A 13,949-nucleotide genomic window follows, 5' to 3' on the forward strand; every position below is an offset into this window, starting at 1 on the left:
GCCGCAGGGGAACGCCATCAAGCTCGTCAGTCGATTTCAAAGTATGCGTCCCCTCGGTCGGTTTCGATGCGGATATCCAGAAGGTAGCCGCACTGCCGAGAAACAGTGGCAGTGACGACTTGGCCGCGCTCTACCACGATTGATTGCAGGGGCTCAGTTATCTGTATCCCGCTTCTTGCGCCAATGGTCGAGGCGTCCGATCGAGCTAACCAGGCGCCGAATTCGCTGGCGTAAGGGGTGAGGATGCATTCCGGTCTGTTCGATTGATTTGCAACCGCTCTTAGCAACGAAACAGGGCGATCTTCACGGCTGACAATATCAATCTCCCAATTGCCGCCGCTGTATTGCCGATAGTTGATAAACACATCAACTGCGAACGCCTGAGAACCCAAGGCGAACGCGGCCAGGCTTGCGGCGCAGGCTTTGCCAAGCGGCATTCTGAACATATCGAGACCCCCAACCAATTTACGAGAATTTCGCCCAAGCCGAGCGAAAAGGCAATGTCATGAAGCGCCACGACTTCTCCCCAGAGCCTTCCACCTTCATGATCGACTACCCCTATGAGGGTAGCACTCGCACTGTGTACATCGTGGCAGAGGATTGGGAAGACGCTCAGGCGCAGCTCTCCGCGCTTCAAGCCTTCGGCCATATCGAGGGCGAGTTGGTTGAGGTGGGAGATATCGCGAGCGTGATGGTGAACTGAGCAACAGGAGAAGGGCATGCTGGCACTGGCGCTTGCAATCCATCTATTGGCTATGCCGCAGTCTGCCGTTCTTCCTGAACCCGCTCCGACGATTATTGCTCCCGGGGAGCCAATGAACAATCGCAAGGCGCGGCGCAGGGCCGCGAAGCTCGATCGCGCCTAATCCTCATCACCCAGCACCTTAGACAGCATACTCCCTCTAACCTGGGTACGCTGCTTTGGTTTAGGCCCAGCCTTCGCCTTGAACGCCACCGAGTTCTGAGGGAGCGTAACGGGATACCCGTAGTGCGGTAGCCTTACGGTAATCTCTGATCCATCGTCAGAAACCCGGCTCACTGTTGCTTCTATGGTGACGGTGTCGCCTACGGTGATTTTGGGCATGTGGTCCTCCGAGGGCGATTCAACGCTACAGGCGCAGCAAGGTTCAAACACGAGGACCGGCGAAAGTCGTCAACCGTAGAACATCGTTCCTATCGCCCCCGGGCCAGTAGAAATGAAGTTGCGCACTCAGTGCGGTGCGACCGCGCAAGGAGTTGAATTCCAATGCCAGCAGGACGCCCGACAGATTGGAAGCCAGAGCTTGGCGAAGAAATCCTCTCCCGTATGGAGCAGGGTCTTTCCCTCGCTGCCAGTGCGGCAGATCTCGGTATCCATCGTCAGCGCGTCTATGAATGGATGGAGCGCCACCCTGAATTTGCGGACACTGTAAAGCTCGCACAGGCAAAACGGCAGCTATTCCTTGAGCGCCGATTGCTCTCTGCGGAAGCTGGACCAGTGGTCACCTCCACGATTTTTGCCCTCAAGAATGCTGGGCCAGAGGATTGGCGCGAGAAGCAGGAACATGAGGTCAATGCCCGCATCTCACGCGCCGATGATCTGACGGATGAGCAGCTTGCAGCTATCGCCACAAGCAGCGGCAAATGAGCTGCTGCGGCGCAGGTCAGCCCGCAGCAATCTCAAGAGCTTTGCCCGCTTTGTTCAGGTGCCCGGAGCGCCGATAGACGAGAGCGACGACACAGAGGAATTCAGCCCAGCCGAAACACCCTTGGCTGCGCACCACGAGTTGATCCTTGACGCCGCCGAGCGCTGCATTGAACAGCCCAACGGCAGGCTGATGCTGTTCATGCCTCCTGGCAGTGCCAAAAGCACATATGGCAGCGTCATTGTCCCGGCCTTCGCGATGGGGCGCCGGAAAGGCTTCAAGGTCATCGCAGTCAGTTACGGCAGTGACTTGGCCCGCAAGATGGGTCGGCGCACACGGTCTGTGGTCAAGCAGCGCGCCTACAATGTGCTGTTCGATACCGGCCTTTCCGCTGAAAGCAGCGCGGCTGATGAATGGGCGCTTGAGAATGGCAGCGAGTACATGTCGGGCGGCATCTTGTCGGGCATCACGGGCAACCGCGCCGATCTGATCGTTGTCGATGACCCCATCAAGGGAAGGCAGGACGCGGAATCAGAAACGATCCGCAAGCGCACCATCGAGGCGTTTGACGATGACGTGAAAACCCGCCTCAAGCCGGGTGGCTCAGTCATCATCATTCAGACGCGATGGCATGAGGAAGATCTGGCAGGTTCGATCCTGCCCGAAGGGTACAACGGCGAAAGCGGATTGATCGAGTGCCGCGATGGGCAGGTGTGGGAAGTGATTTGCCTTCCGGCCAAAGCCGAGCGCGCTGACGATCCACTGGGACGTAAGGTCGGGGAATATATCTGGCCCGAATGGTTCCCTGAAAGCCATTGGGCGCAATTCGAGCGCAAGCCGCGCACATGGGCTTCGCTCTATCAGCAGCGCCCAGCACCCGAGGAAGGCGACCTGTTCCGCCGTGAATGGCTAAGGCCCTATGAGGTAGCGCCCGAGCGCTCCACGCTCATGGTCTATGGCGCAAGCGACTACGCGGTCACGGCGGACGGTGGCGACTACACCGTCCACATCATTGTGGGCATTGATGCCGAGGGGCGGCTTTGGCTTCTTGATCTGTGGCGAGGTCAGACCAGTTCCGAGCAGTGGGTGGAATCCTTCTGTGATCTGGTCCTGCGCTGGAAGCCCTCATGGTGGGCCGAGGAGACAGGGCAGATCAGGGCTGGTGTTGGCCCGTTCCTTGATCGGCGTATTCGTGAGCGCAAGGCATACGTGCCGCGCGAAGCATTCCCAACCAGGGGAGATAAGGCGATCCGTGCGCAGTCCATCCGAGGGCGCATGGCACTCGATGGCTTGTATGTGCCCAAGCATGCGCCTTGGTATTCGGCATTCGAAAGCGAACTTCTGACCTTCCCGACCGGGCGCAATGACGATCAGGTCGATGCCATCGGGCTTGTTGGTCAGCTTCTCGACCGCATCCATGAGCCGATGGTTGAGAAGCAAGAGAAGAAATCGACGCGCACCGACTATCGCCCCGCCGTCGATACCGCCGAAGCTAACGACTGGATGACGTACTGATGAACCAGACAGGCTATCAGATCGGCAGTTCGTCGGCTCAGGGCGGCGTTTCGCGCCCCGGCGGCAAAGACCATGCCGAGCTTAAGCGCGGCTATCTGAGCTACCTCGAAACCAAAGCTGAGGAGATCAAAGAGCAGCAGGAGGCGCGGCGCTACTACCATGGCTCTCAGTGGACCGCGAAGCAGATTCAGACGTTCAACCGCCGCCGTCAGCCTGTCGTCACGTACAATCGTATCGGTCGCAAGATCAACGCGGTTGTCGGGCTTCTGGAGCGCCAGAGGCAAGACCCGCGCGGCTTTCCCCGCACTCCCGAACATGAGGAAGGCGCCGAGATTGCCACAGCTGTGCTGCGTTACGTCCTCGATCAGCAGGAATGGCCCTCGGTAAGTCCCGAGTGTGGCCTTGATGGCGCTGTCGATGGCATCGGCGGTGTCGAGATCCTTCTTGAGCAGGGCGACCTTGGCGATATCGAGATTGGGCTGGAGGTTGTTGATCCGGCCTCGTTCTTTTACGACCCGCGCTCGCTCAAGCCTGACTTCTCGGATGCACGTTACATGGGCGTCGGCAAGTGGGCCGATCTGGACGCGGTTATCGAGATGTACCCGGATCGCGAAAGCGAATTGCGGGCGTCGGTCGAGTCCGGCACTGAGCTGACCAGCAACCCCGACTACGACGAGAAGTGGATCACGGGCGGCGAGGATGCCAAGCGCATCCGTCTCGTTGATCACTGGTGCATCAAGAACGGTGTCTGGCACTGGTATATCTACACGGGCGCTCTGATCCTCGATGAGGGCGAAAGCTATCTCAAGGACGAGAAGGGCCGCTCGATCTGCAAGTTCATCATGTATTCGGCCAACGTCGATCAAGATGGTGACCGATACGGCTTTGTTCGCAACATGCGGTCAAGCCAGGACGAGATCAATCAGCGCCGCTCCAAGGGCTTGCACCTACTCAACAGCCGCCGTGTCATTCTCCCCGAGGGGACAGGCGCTGATGTCGAGAAGATCAGGCAGGAGGCCGCGCGCCCTGATGGAGTGATCCAGTATCCGCAGGGAACGCAGGCCCCCGAGTTTGACGACGCCGCCAAGGCGGCAGAGCTCAATGGCCACCTCGGCTTTTTGCAGGACGCCAAGGACGAGATTGAGAACTACGGCTTCAACCCCGCACTGATGGGGCAGGGCGTTGATCGCCTTTCCGGTCGCGCCATGCAAATCCAGCAGCAGGCAGGCATTGCCGAGCTTGGCCCATATCTCCTGGCCTATAAGGGCTGGAAGCTGCGCGTCTATCGCACCATCTGGAGCGCGGTTCAGGAGCATTGGACGGCTGAGCGCTGGATTCGCGTTACCGACGACGAGAACGTTGCCCAGTTCATGGCGATCAACCAGCCGGCCACCGATGAGTTCGGTTATCCGATGGTCGATCCGGCTACAGGGCAGCAGGCATTGGTCAATGCGCTGGGTGCGCTCGATGTGGATATTATCATCGATGAAGGCCCCGATACGATCAACATGCAGGCCGACGCCTACGACACGCTGTCGATCATGGCGACCAAGGGCCAGAACGTGCCGCCTGAATTGCTGATTGAGCTTTCCCCTCTCCATGGCTCGATCAAGAAGAAGGCCATCGAGATACTGCAGAAGGCCAGCCAGCCAGGGCCGGTGCAGCAGCGCGCCATTGCCGCCGAAATGCAGGGCAAGGAAGCCGAGGCACAGGAGAAGGTGGCCAGCGCCACCCTCAAGCAGGCTCAGGCCGTCAAAGCCGTTGCCGAGGCCCGCACAGCGGGCATGGGGCAGCAGGGCGAGACGATCAATCCGGGCGAGATTGCCGAACAGCAGGCTCGCACGGTCAAGACGCTGGCCGAGGCCAGGAAGATTTCGATGGAAACCGATTTGCTGCCTCTCGAACGGCTCCAGCCTGCCGAGACAACGACGAACGTTTCTATCTAAGGCGCCGCCTGCCTCAAAGGGCGTTCGGGCTTGGCCGTCTCCAAGCAAGGTGCCGCCAACCTCAAGGGCGACCGCCGCCGCCGGGCGATGAACAGGGCGTACGTGAACTTTCCCCACGCAAGTAAGGAAAAGACCAATGGTTGATGACCATCCCAATGAGCTGGACGAGATTCTGGCAGAAGGCAACGAGGTCGAAACGCTTCCCGAGCAGGAAACCGAACAGCCCGAAGGCGCCAAGCGTGACGCCAACGGTCGGTTCGCTGCAAAGGAGCCGGAAAACCAAGAGCAGCCGGAAGCCGAAGCCGCCACTGAAACCCCGACCGAGGACGAACAACCCGAGGCCGATCAACAGGGCGGTATGGTGCCTCAGAAGGCGCTTCACGAGGAGCGTCAGCGGGTCAAGGAAATGCGGGACGAGATGGCGGAATTGCGCCGTCAGAACCAGCAGATCACGGCCCAGCTACAGGCTTTCATGAGCCAGCAGCAACCCAAGCCTGCCGAGCAGGAAAAGAAGGCGCCGGACTTCTGGGAAAACCCCAGCGAGTTCGTAAACCACGCCGTCTCTCCCCTCGAACAGAAAATCCAGAAGCGTTTCGAGGCCATATCGCTGCGGTCAGCCGTTGGCGAACATGGGCAGGAAACGGTCCAGGCCGCTTATCAGGCTATGGGCGAGGCCATGCAGTCCGGCGATCCTTCGGCGCAGGCCGAATATCAGCGGATTATGCAGTCCGATCACCCTTACGGCGATCTGGTGTCATGGCACCAGCGGCGTCAGGCGCTCAGTGAAATTGGGAACGACCCCGCCGCATACCGCGCCAAGCTCGAAGCGGAAATCCGCCAGAAGCTGGAGGCGGAAATGGGGCAGGGCCAGCGTCAGCAAACCAGCACGAAACCCCTCACTAAACTGCCGCAATCGCTTTCACGCATCCCCGGTGGCTCTGCCGCTGGGAGCAATGACGTGAGTGACGCGGCGCTGTTCTCCCACGCCATGCAGTGATCTGACCGATCAGTTGTTGGCGGCACTCTTGAAGGAAACCAGAAATGGCTTTGACCGAAACCGAGAGCAATAACAAGCTCGTCAAGTATACCAAGGAGATCAATCGCGAATTCGTTCGCGAGAACATGTTCTCCCCCTATATGGGAACCGCCCTCAACTCGATCATCCGCGTTCGCCAGGAACTGAAATCTGGCGGCGAGCAGATGAATATCCCGCTCGTCACCAAACTGCGCGGGCAGGGCGTCGGTGCTGGCACTCTCGTCGGCAACGAAGAAAAGATCGACAACTACGGTATGCGCCTGTGGGTCGATTGGAAGCGGCATGCCGTCGCGACCAAGAAGTCCGACCAGCACAAGGATTCCGCCGACATCTTCGGGGAAGCCAAGCCGCTTCTCTCCGATTGGGGCAAGGAACTCCAGCGTGACCACCTCATCGAAGCCTTCATGGCTCTGCCGAGCGAATCCGCCCCGGCTGGCCTTGGCTCCGATGCCGGCGATCCCGTGAATGGTATCCGCTACGAAGCCGCATCGGCTGCGCAGCGCAACGCCTGGAACGCGGCCAACTCCGACCGTGTTCTTTATGGCAATGCCGTGGGGAACTACAACGCGACCCACGCAACCGCTCTGGCAACGATCGACTCCACCGACGACACCTTCGTCAAGGGTTCGGTTTCGCTGCTCAAGCGCATCGCCAAGACCGCGACCCCGGCGATCCGTCCGTTCAAGACCCGCGACGGTTACGAGTATTTCGTGGCCTTTGCCGGTACGAACGCCTTCCGTGACCTCAAGGCCAGCCTTGACACGGACCACAAGGACGCTCGCCCCCGCTCCAAGGAGAACATCATCTTCCAGGACGGCGACCTCATGTATGACGGGGTGATCGTCCGCGAAGTGCCGGAAATCTCCATGTACGTCACCGATGTCTGGACCTCGCTGACCACTGCGGGCGACAGCGCGGGCCGTGTGGAGCCGGTGTTCTTCTGCGGCCAGCAGGCGGCGGTCCTCGGCTGGGGCCAGATGGCGAAGCCCACCTTCCGCAAGGAAGATGACTATGGCTTCATCACCGGTACCGGCACGGAGATGTGCTACGGCGTGTCCAAGATGTTCAAGAAGCACCCCATGGACGGCACCGACCTCAAGCAGTGGGGCGTTGTTACCGGCTTCTTCAGCGCACCGCTGGACGCCTGATCTGAGGGCTAGGGCAGGGGCTTCGGCCCCTGTTTTCTTTTCACGAAAGGACAATCGGAAATGTCTCTCAATCGAGAAATCCCGGCCCGCGATCTGGGCTACCAAGTCCCGCAGGTTCTGCGCAAGCGCGTCACCTTCGAAACCGAAGGCGAGGCGGTTGTTGTCGGGACCATTCCTGCGGGCGCGTCGGTCATCGGCGGCGGCATCCATGTGGTGACTGCTTTCGATGACACGGCCACTGTTGACGTCGGCTTTGCTGGTGGATCCTCTACCGATGATCCTGATGCCTATGGTTCGGCTCTGGCCGCAACCGCTATCGGTTTTATTGCGCTCGATGGCCTTGCTGGCACGACCAACATTCAGCAGACCGTGGACACTCAGGTCACTGCGACTGTCAACGATGGCACTGGTGCTGTCTCGGCGGGCGAAGCTGACGTGATCATCCAGTACGTGGCTTAAAACCTGGAGGGCGCGCGATGCAATCACGCGAGCAATTGGTGACGCGCGCCCTTCGCGAAGTTGGAGCGGTTGGGGCTGGGCAAACCCCGAGCGCGGAAGACTACGAAGCGATGGATGCCGAGGTTGAGCCCATCATGGCCGATCTTGCCCAGCGCAATATCTGGACCTGGGGCGATCCTGATCAGATTGATGATGCCGCAGCTGTGCATCTGGCCAAGATCATCGCCAATTCGGCTGCGCGGCAGTTCGGAAATGTGCCCGATGACAGCGTGAGGCTCTACAACGAGGCCCGGTTGCGCGAACTGCGCGTGGTGATCCTGTCGGGCCAGCCGCAGACCACGGATTATTACTGATGCCCGCGATTGCGTTCCCGCCCTCGACCGCGCCGAGCATCAACCCCACAGAGAATGGCGGACGGCTGATCAATGCCTATGCCGAGAAGGCGCCGGAAGGATCGCGCGGGCCGTACCTGTTTCGCCGCGCTCCGGGGCTTGAGGAAGCGTTTGAAGTTGGGTCGAGTGACCACCGTGGCGCCATAACGATTGGGAGCGTCCTGTACGTTCTCAACGGCGACACGATCACATCTGTCACCAAGTCGGGCTCGACCTATTCGACTGGATCGGTGACGGGAACAGTGACGGGCTCTGGCCGGGTCATCATGGCGCGCAACATGCGCTCGCCCGATGCTCAGGTAATGATCGTCCACGACTCCGGCATTTCCCTTCTGGAAGCTGGCGCCGTGGCAGATTTCAGCGACCCGGATCTGCCAGGGGTCAACTCGGTCACGTTTCAGGACGGATATTTCTTTTTCACCACTGGCGATGGGCGGTGCTTCGCCTCCGGGATCAACGACACGACCATCAATGAGCTGGACTATGTGACGGCAGAGTCGTCGGTTGATGGTCTTGTCCGGGGAATTGCCTTTGGCCGCGAACTTCTTCTTATGGGCGAGACGACAACGGAGTTCTGGGGCAACACGGGGAATGCAGAGGGCTTCCCGTTCTCACGCGGCCCGGTGATTTCGGTTGGCCTGTTCGGGCGCTTCGCTGTGACGGGCCATGAATATGGCTTTCCTGCTCCGCTGGCATGGGTAGGGAATGACAAGAGGATTTACCGGCTCAACGGCTATGCGCCCGAGCCGATTTCAACGCCACACATCGACCGGCTGCTGGCCGAACTGGATGACGGCGAGGCTATCGAGGCTAACTGTTTCGTTTCGGCGGGCCATGCCTGTTACGTGTTCTCCGGCCCGACATGGACGCTGGTTTACGACACATCGACCGGTACATGGCACGAGCGCAAATCGTATGGCGCTGACCGCTGGCGGACGCATCTGACCATCAACGCTTTTAACGAATGGCTGGCGCTGGATCGCACCGGCAGCGCGGTTTTGCGCATGAACGACAGGGCGCGCAAGGAAGGCACTCAGCCGCTGGTGTTCGAGGTGTGGTCTTCTCAGGCCCACAGGTTCCCCGGAAGGGCTTTCGTCAAGCGCGGCAGCTTCGATTTTGTAACCGGCGTTGGCAAGGACCGGGGCATTTCTCCCATAGAGACTGAGCCCAGGGTGTCAATCGCATGGTCCGACGATGGCGGGCGTTCGTTCGGCAATGACCTTGTGCGTTCTCTCGGCACTCAGGGCGAGATTGTACCCATCGACGTGTTTCGTTGTGGGTTGACAGGACGGCACGGGCGGCAATGGCGCCTGAAAGTGTCCGATCCGGTCGAGGTGTCGCTTTTGGGCGGGGCAATGGACATTGAGGAGCGTCTGGCATGATTCGCAGCCCTCGCCCTTTGCCTGATCCGAACATTGCCATCATCGACCTGCGCACCGGTCGGCTCACCCGTGAATGGTATCAGTACATCCGCGAAATCGACACTGCCGTTCGGGCGCTGATCGACAGCGAAGCGGATCACGAAACCCGTATCTCTGATCTGGAGACGCCCTGATGGTCTTTCCGTTTCTTCCCGTGATCGGTGGCGCATTGGGCGCAATCGGTAGCATTGTTGGCGGCTCTATGCAGGCCAATGCTGCCAACCGTGCCGCCAGCCGCAACACAGATCTTGCCAACCAGTACCGCGATGAAGGGCTCGGCTACCTCGATGCTGGGACCGAGAGAGCGGCTGGGTATCTCGATCAGGTTGGCGGGTTGTATGAACCTCTGTCTGAACTCGGGATGCGCGGTGCCAACATGCGCGCCAATGCCTTGGGGCTCAATGGGGCGGAAGGCACGGCGGCGGCGCAGGAGGCGTTCCAGACGGGACCGGGCTATCAGTTCGCCCTCGATCAAGGTTTGCAGGCCCTTGAGCGCCGGGGGGCTGCGCAGGGACGCTTGCAGAGCGGCCAGACCGGCATCGATACCATGAAATACGCGACAGGGCTTGCCGATCAGTCATGGAACAATTGGCTGGGCAATCTCGGCTCTTACGACAACATGGCGCTGGCCGGGGCAGCAGGGCAGGGCGGCGCGCTCAACAATCTGGCCAACCTCTACACTGGCGATGCCGCGCAGCGTGTCGATCTGACGGGCGGCGTGTTGCAATCGATCATGGGCGCGAACAACCAGCGGGCGGCGGGGCAGCAGGCGTTTGGCGCATCGGTCGGCAATGCGCTGGGAAGTCTCGGCGGTGCCCTGGGCGGCTTCACGGGCTACGGGAGCTTCTAGATGGCGATTTCCTATCCCACTTGGGTGGCGCCCCAGCCCATGGACGTCATGGGCGGGTTTCAGGGCGGCTTCAACTTCGGAGCGAGTATAGGGCAGGAGCAGTCCGCCCGTAAGGCTGGCGATGCCCTGACGGGGTTCCTCTATGGCCAGAACCCGCAGACGGCACAGCAGCCCACAATGTCGCTTTCGGCGCTGGGATATAACGCCCCGACGCAGCCGCAGCCCGCGCAGCCATCAGCTACGCCTAACGTGGTTGGCGGATCACACGATGCCGTTGCGGGGGCGACAGTTCCCGGCCTTGGGGCTGGGCTTGATGCCTACCTCGCTAACACGCGGCAGGCGGAAAGCGGCGAAAATGACGCAGCCCGCAATCCACTGTCGAGCGCGACCGGGCGGTATCAGTTCACGACCGGCACATGGCAAGACATGATGCGCAATCACCCCGAGTTGGGGTTGACGGCTGACGGGCGCCTCGACCCGGCCCAGCAGGAACGCGCCATGCGCCAGTTCACGGCCAACAATGCCGGTGTGCTGCAATCAAAGGGCATTCCGGTTAATCCTGGCACTCTCTACGCTGCGCACTTCCTTGGTGCCGGCGGTGCTACGGGCGTTCTATCCCTCCCCGATCAGACTCCGATGGTTGCGGCGGTATCGCCCGAGGTGATCAACGCCAACCCGTTCCTGCGCGACATGACCGTTGGCGATTTCAAGCAATGGTCGGCCCGCAAGGGGGGCGGATCGAACGGCGGATATCAGGCACCCACGGCCAACGCTTCTGCCTTTGCGGGGCAGGGAGGGGGCGCTGCGGGCGGATTCATGCCTGTTACTGGATTGCCAACCGCTGCGGGCCCGCAGTCGCCAACAGCGGGATTGCCTCCGCGCGACGTGATGGAAGCATTGTTCCGCTCCCCGGATACACGGCCCATCGCCATCCAAATGGCACAGGCGGCGATGAATGGGCAGGTGATTGATCAGTTCCAGACCTTCGTTCGCGCTGATGGTAGCCTTTGGCAGATGAACACGCAAACCGGCGAGATGACCCGGTTGCAGGAAGGCGCAAGCCAAGACCCGTTCACTCTCGGCACTGGTGAGGTTCGCTACGACGCGCAGGGCAATGTTATTGCGTCCGGGCCGGAAAGCAGCCCAGCCGATGCGCCCGTTGGGGTGCGAGAATATGAGTGGTACGCGAACCAGGAGCGCGAGGCTGGCCGTCAGCCGCTATCGTATCTTGAGTTCCAGCAGGCAATGGACGGCGGCGGCTTCTCGGTGCAGACCAGCCCAGATGGCTCGGTATCGGTCACTCAGGGGAATGGGCGCCCGCTTACTGAGCAGCAGTCGAAGGACGCGGTATATGCCACGCGCGCCGCTGGCACCTTGCCGATCATCAACCAGTTCGGCAATGAACTGACCAATCCTGTCGCCCGCGGCGTCGAGGGTGATCCCACCGGCTTGGCGCGGGGTGCGCTCCAAAGCCCTGAATTCCAACAGGCTCAGCAGGCCGGTCTTGAGTTCCTGCAAGCCATTCTGCGTAAGGATACCGGCGCGGCGATCACCACTCAGGAGCAGAACGAGTATGGGCGCGTCTATCTTCCGCAGCCTGGGGATACGCCCGAAGTTCTCGCCCAGAAACAGCAGTCGCGTGAGCGAGCCCTGAACGCCCTCATGGCAGGCATGGCGCCACAAGCCATCCTCAACATGGAGCGCGCACTGAGTGGTGATATGGTAGCCCCTCAAACACCCGTGCCACAGCCCTCAAATAGCGGACTCGTTCAGACCGAAATCACTCCACAGCGCTACCACGACAACCCCACGCGATATCAGGCGCAAACCCCGCCCGATGACTGGACCGGGGATCGCAACCTGTGGCCTTACATGACACCGGAGACGCGCGCGCTATGGCAATGACCGCACAGCAGCAGGCAGAAGCGCAGGCGCGGGCTACGGCAGAGGCCCAGGCTCGCGCGCTCGCTGCCCAGCAAGCGGCCCCGCAAGGGCCAACTATTTCCGTTGGCGGCCGGCAAATCCCCGTGGCGGAATATCGGGCGATGTCGGACGCGGAGCGACAGGGGCTTCGTGACCAGATCACCGAAACCGGGGCGCCGCATGCGGGCATCGACAGCAGCACGCTCGATACCTTCGCTCAAGGAACCACCTTCGGCTGGGGCGATGAGCTTCGGGGGCTAACCCAAGGCGCTATCGCAGCGGCACAAGGCGCTGATTTTGGCGATACCTACCGGCGCACCGTCGATGAAAGCCGTGCACTGGTCGATCAGGAGCGGCGCATCAACCCTGTGGGGGCTATCGGTACTGAGATGGCCGGGGCTCTCGTCACCGGTGCCGGGGCGGGTGGCCAGTTGGCCAACATGGGCCGCTCGCTTGGCCAGCGTGCATTGATCGGGGGCAGTGTAGGTGCGGCGCAGGGCGCGGCCTATGGCGCTGGCGCGGCACAAGAAGACGAAAGACTTCTGGGGGCAGGCACTGGTGCGGCGGTTGGCGGGGCTGTGGGCACGCTGGCCCCATTCGTGGGGAACTGGCTTCAAAACCGCGTCCGCGCTGCGCAGCAAGGGCAAGTGTTAAACCAAGCCGCTGCAAACGCTCCGGCGGCGAGTGAGATGCGCTCGGCGGCGTCTGCCATGTTCGATCAAGCGCACGGCGCCGGAATCCACGTACAGCAACCGGCCTTTGGTCGGCTGTTCACCAGCATTCAGAATTCCGTCTCGCGCTTTCGCCCAAATGCGAACCTTGACCCGCGCTCGACTGGTGCTTTGCAGGTCATCCAGCAGGTGTTCGATGACGTGATGGCGCCAGGTAGTAATGTTGCGCCCGATTTGCAGGACCTCCATATGCTCCGGCAGGCTGCACAGCGCGCAGCGGTTAGCAGTGAAGGGCGTGATTCCGTCATCGCAAACACAATCGTTCGCCAGATCGATGATTTCGTGAATGGGCTAACACCGGCTGACATCGGTGGCGGGATGGACCCGACCCAAGCAGCACAAGCGCTGCAAGATGGCATCTCAACTTGGGCCCGAGCGAACAAGGTAGGGCTTATAGAAGAAGCAATATACCGGGCACAGAATGCGGCCAGCGGGTTTGAAAACGGTTTGCGTGTTGAGTTCCGCAAAATTCTCAACAACCGCAATCTGCGCACCCAATTCACCGGGCCAGAGCTTGAGGCCATTGCCAATGTTGTGCAGGGCACTACGGGCGCGAACCTTGCAAAACTAATAGGCCGCTTTGGGTTTGGGTCAGGACAAGCATCGACTGGCATTGGGGGCGCCGCTGGCATGGCCCTGGGTGATATGGCGTTCGGCCCTGTGGGAATGGTACTGGGGCCGACGATTGGCGCTGCCGGACGTTCTGCGAGTGAGAGAATGACGGCTAACGCAGCGCAGCGCGCACTTGGCGCGGTCGCCACTCCCAATCTTGTCCAGGTTCCGCCAGTAAATCAGGCCATCCCGTCGATGACAGAGAGGCTGGTAAGGATTGCTGGAGCGCCCTTGTCAGGGCAGGTGGCACGTTAATCCTTTAGACGGCGCATATGGTATTCGGGGTATGTG

At 60.8% G+C, this 13,949-nt stretch carries 15 protein-coding genes; 14 read left to right on the forward strand and 1 reads right to left on the reverse strand.

All coding sequences use genetic code 11. The annotated features are described in order from the left end of the window. Window positions 1-26: 26 nt before the first annotated feature. Window positions 27-446 (reverse strand): hypothetical protein, encoded by a 420-nt coding sequence (locus NO932_RS06555; protein ID WP_309210311.1) that lies wholly within the window; start codon window positions 444-446, stop codon window positions 27-29. Between the two features lie 59 nt (window positions 447-505). Between NO932_RS06555 and NO932_RS06560 the strand changes: the two genes are divergently transcribed. The 14 genes from NO932_RS06560 to NO932_RS06625 all read left to right on the forward strand — a co-directional run bounded on the left by NO932_RS06560 (window position 506) and on the right by NO932_RS06625 (window position 13,913). Continuing rightward, window positions 506-703, forward strand: a complete 198-nt coding sequence (locus tag NO932_RS06560) for a hypothetical protein (protein ID WP_309210312.1) — start codon at window positions 506-508, stop codon at window positions 701-703. 16 nt (window positions 704-719) lie between these two features. After that, complete coding sequence (locus tag NO932_RS06565) at window positions 720-866, forward strand: hypothetical protein (RefSeq protein ID WP_309210313.1); 147 nt, start codon at window positions 720-722, stop codon at window positions 864-866. Between the two features lie 380 nt (window positions 867-1,246). Continuing rightward, window positions 1,247-1,627: a hypothetical protein gene (locus tag NO932_RS06570; protein WP_309210314.1), complete on the forward strand. Its 381-nt coding sequence runs from the start codon at window positions 1,247-1,249 to the stop codon at window positions 1,625-1,627. Then, entirely contained in the window at window positions 1,587-3,140 is a 1,554-nt protein-coding gene (gene terL / locus NO932_RS06575) for a phage terminase large subunit (RefSeq protein ID WP_309210315.1), read from the forward strand. Before NO932_RS06570 ends, terL begins: the two co-directional genes overlap by 41 nt. After that, window positions 3,140-5,086 carry a hypothetical protein gene (locus NO932_RS06580; RefSeq protein WP_309210316.1) on the forward strand — a complete coding sequence of 649 codons (1,947 nt, stop codon included), beginning with the start codon at window positions 3,140-3,142 and terminating at the stop codon, window positions 5,084-5,086. The genes terL and NO932_RS06580 overlap by 1 nt, the downstream gene beginning before the upstream one ends. A gap of 136 nt (window positions 5,087-5,222) precedes the next feature. Next, window positions 5,223-6,083 carry a hypothetical protein gene (locus NO932_RS06585; protein WP_309210317.1) on the forward strand — a complete coding sequence of 287 codons (861 nt, stop codon included), beginning with the start codon at window positions 5,223-5,225 and terminating at the stop codon, window positions 6,081-6,083. A gap of 44 nt (window positions 6,084-6,127) precedes the next feature. Then, window positions 6,128-7,270, forward strand: coding sequence for a DUF4043 family protein (locus tag NO932_RS06590; RefSeq protein ID WP_309210318.1), 1,143 nt, complete (start codon window positions 6,128-6,130; stop codon window positions 7,268-7,270). Between the two features lie 60 nt (window positions 7,271-7,330). After that, window positions 7,331-7,729 carry a hypothetical protein gene (locus NO932_RS06595; protein ID WP_309210319.1) on the forward strand — a complete coding sequence of 133 codons (399 nt, stop codon included), beginning with the start codon at window positions 7,331-7,333 and terminating at the stop codon, window positions 7,727-7,729. A gap of 17 nt (window positions 7,730-7,746) precedes the next feature. Further along, window positions 7,747-8,082, forward strand: a complete 336-nt coding sequence (locus NO932_RS06600) for a hypothetical protein (RefSeq protein ID WP_309210320.1) — start codon at window positions 7,747-7,749, stop codon at window positions 8,080-8,082. Further along, entirely contained in the window at window positions 8,082-9,503 is a 1,422-nt protein-coding gene (locus tag NO932_RS06605) for a hypothetical protein (RefSeq protein ID WP_309210321.1), read from the forward strand. Before NO932_RS06600 ends, NO932_RS06605 begins: the two co-directional genes overlap by 1 nt. Continuing rightward, complete coding sequence (locus NO932_RS06610) at window positions 9,500-9,676, forward strand: hypothetical protein (RefSeq protein WP_309210322.1); 177 nt, start codon at window positions 9,500-9,502, stop codon at window positions 9,674-9,676. The genes NO932_RS06605 and NO932_RS06610 overlap by 4 nt, the downstream gene beginning before the upstream one ends. Further along, the gene (locus NO932_RS06615; RefSeq protein WP_309210323.1) at window positions 9,676-10,392 is read left to right on the forward strand and encodes a hypothetical protein; all 717 of its coding nucleotides are present in this window, start codon (window positions 9,676-9,678) and stop codon (window positions 10,390-10,392) included. The genes NO932_RS06610 and NO932_RS06615 overlap by 1 nt, the downstream gene beginning before the upstream one ends. Further along, complete coding sequence (locus NO932_RS06620) at window positions 10,393-12,297, forward strand: hypothetical protein (RefSeq protein WP_309210325.1); 1,905 nt, start codon at window positions 10,393-10,395, stop codon at window positions 12,295-12,297. Beyond that, window positions 12,288-13,913: a hypothetical protein gene (locus NO932_RS06625; protein WP_309210327.1), complete on the forward strand. Its 1,626-nt coding sequence runs from the start codon at window positions 12,288-12,290 to the stop codon at window positions 13,911-13,913. Before NO932_RS06620 ends, NO932_RS06625 begins: the two co-directional genes overlap by 10 nt. Window positions 13,914-13,949 lie beyond the last annotated feature (36 nt).

The organism is Pelagibacterium sp. 26DY04 (assembly GCF_031202305.1).
GTDB lineage: Bacteria > Pseudomonadota > Alphaproteobacteria > Rhizobiales > Devosiaceae > Pelagibacterium.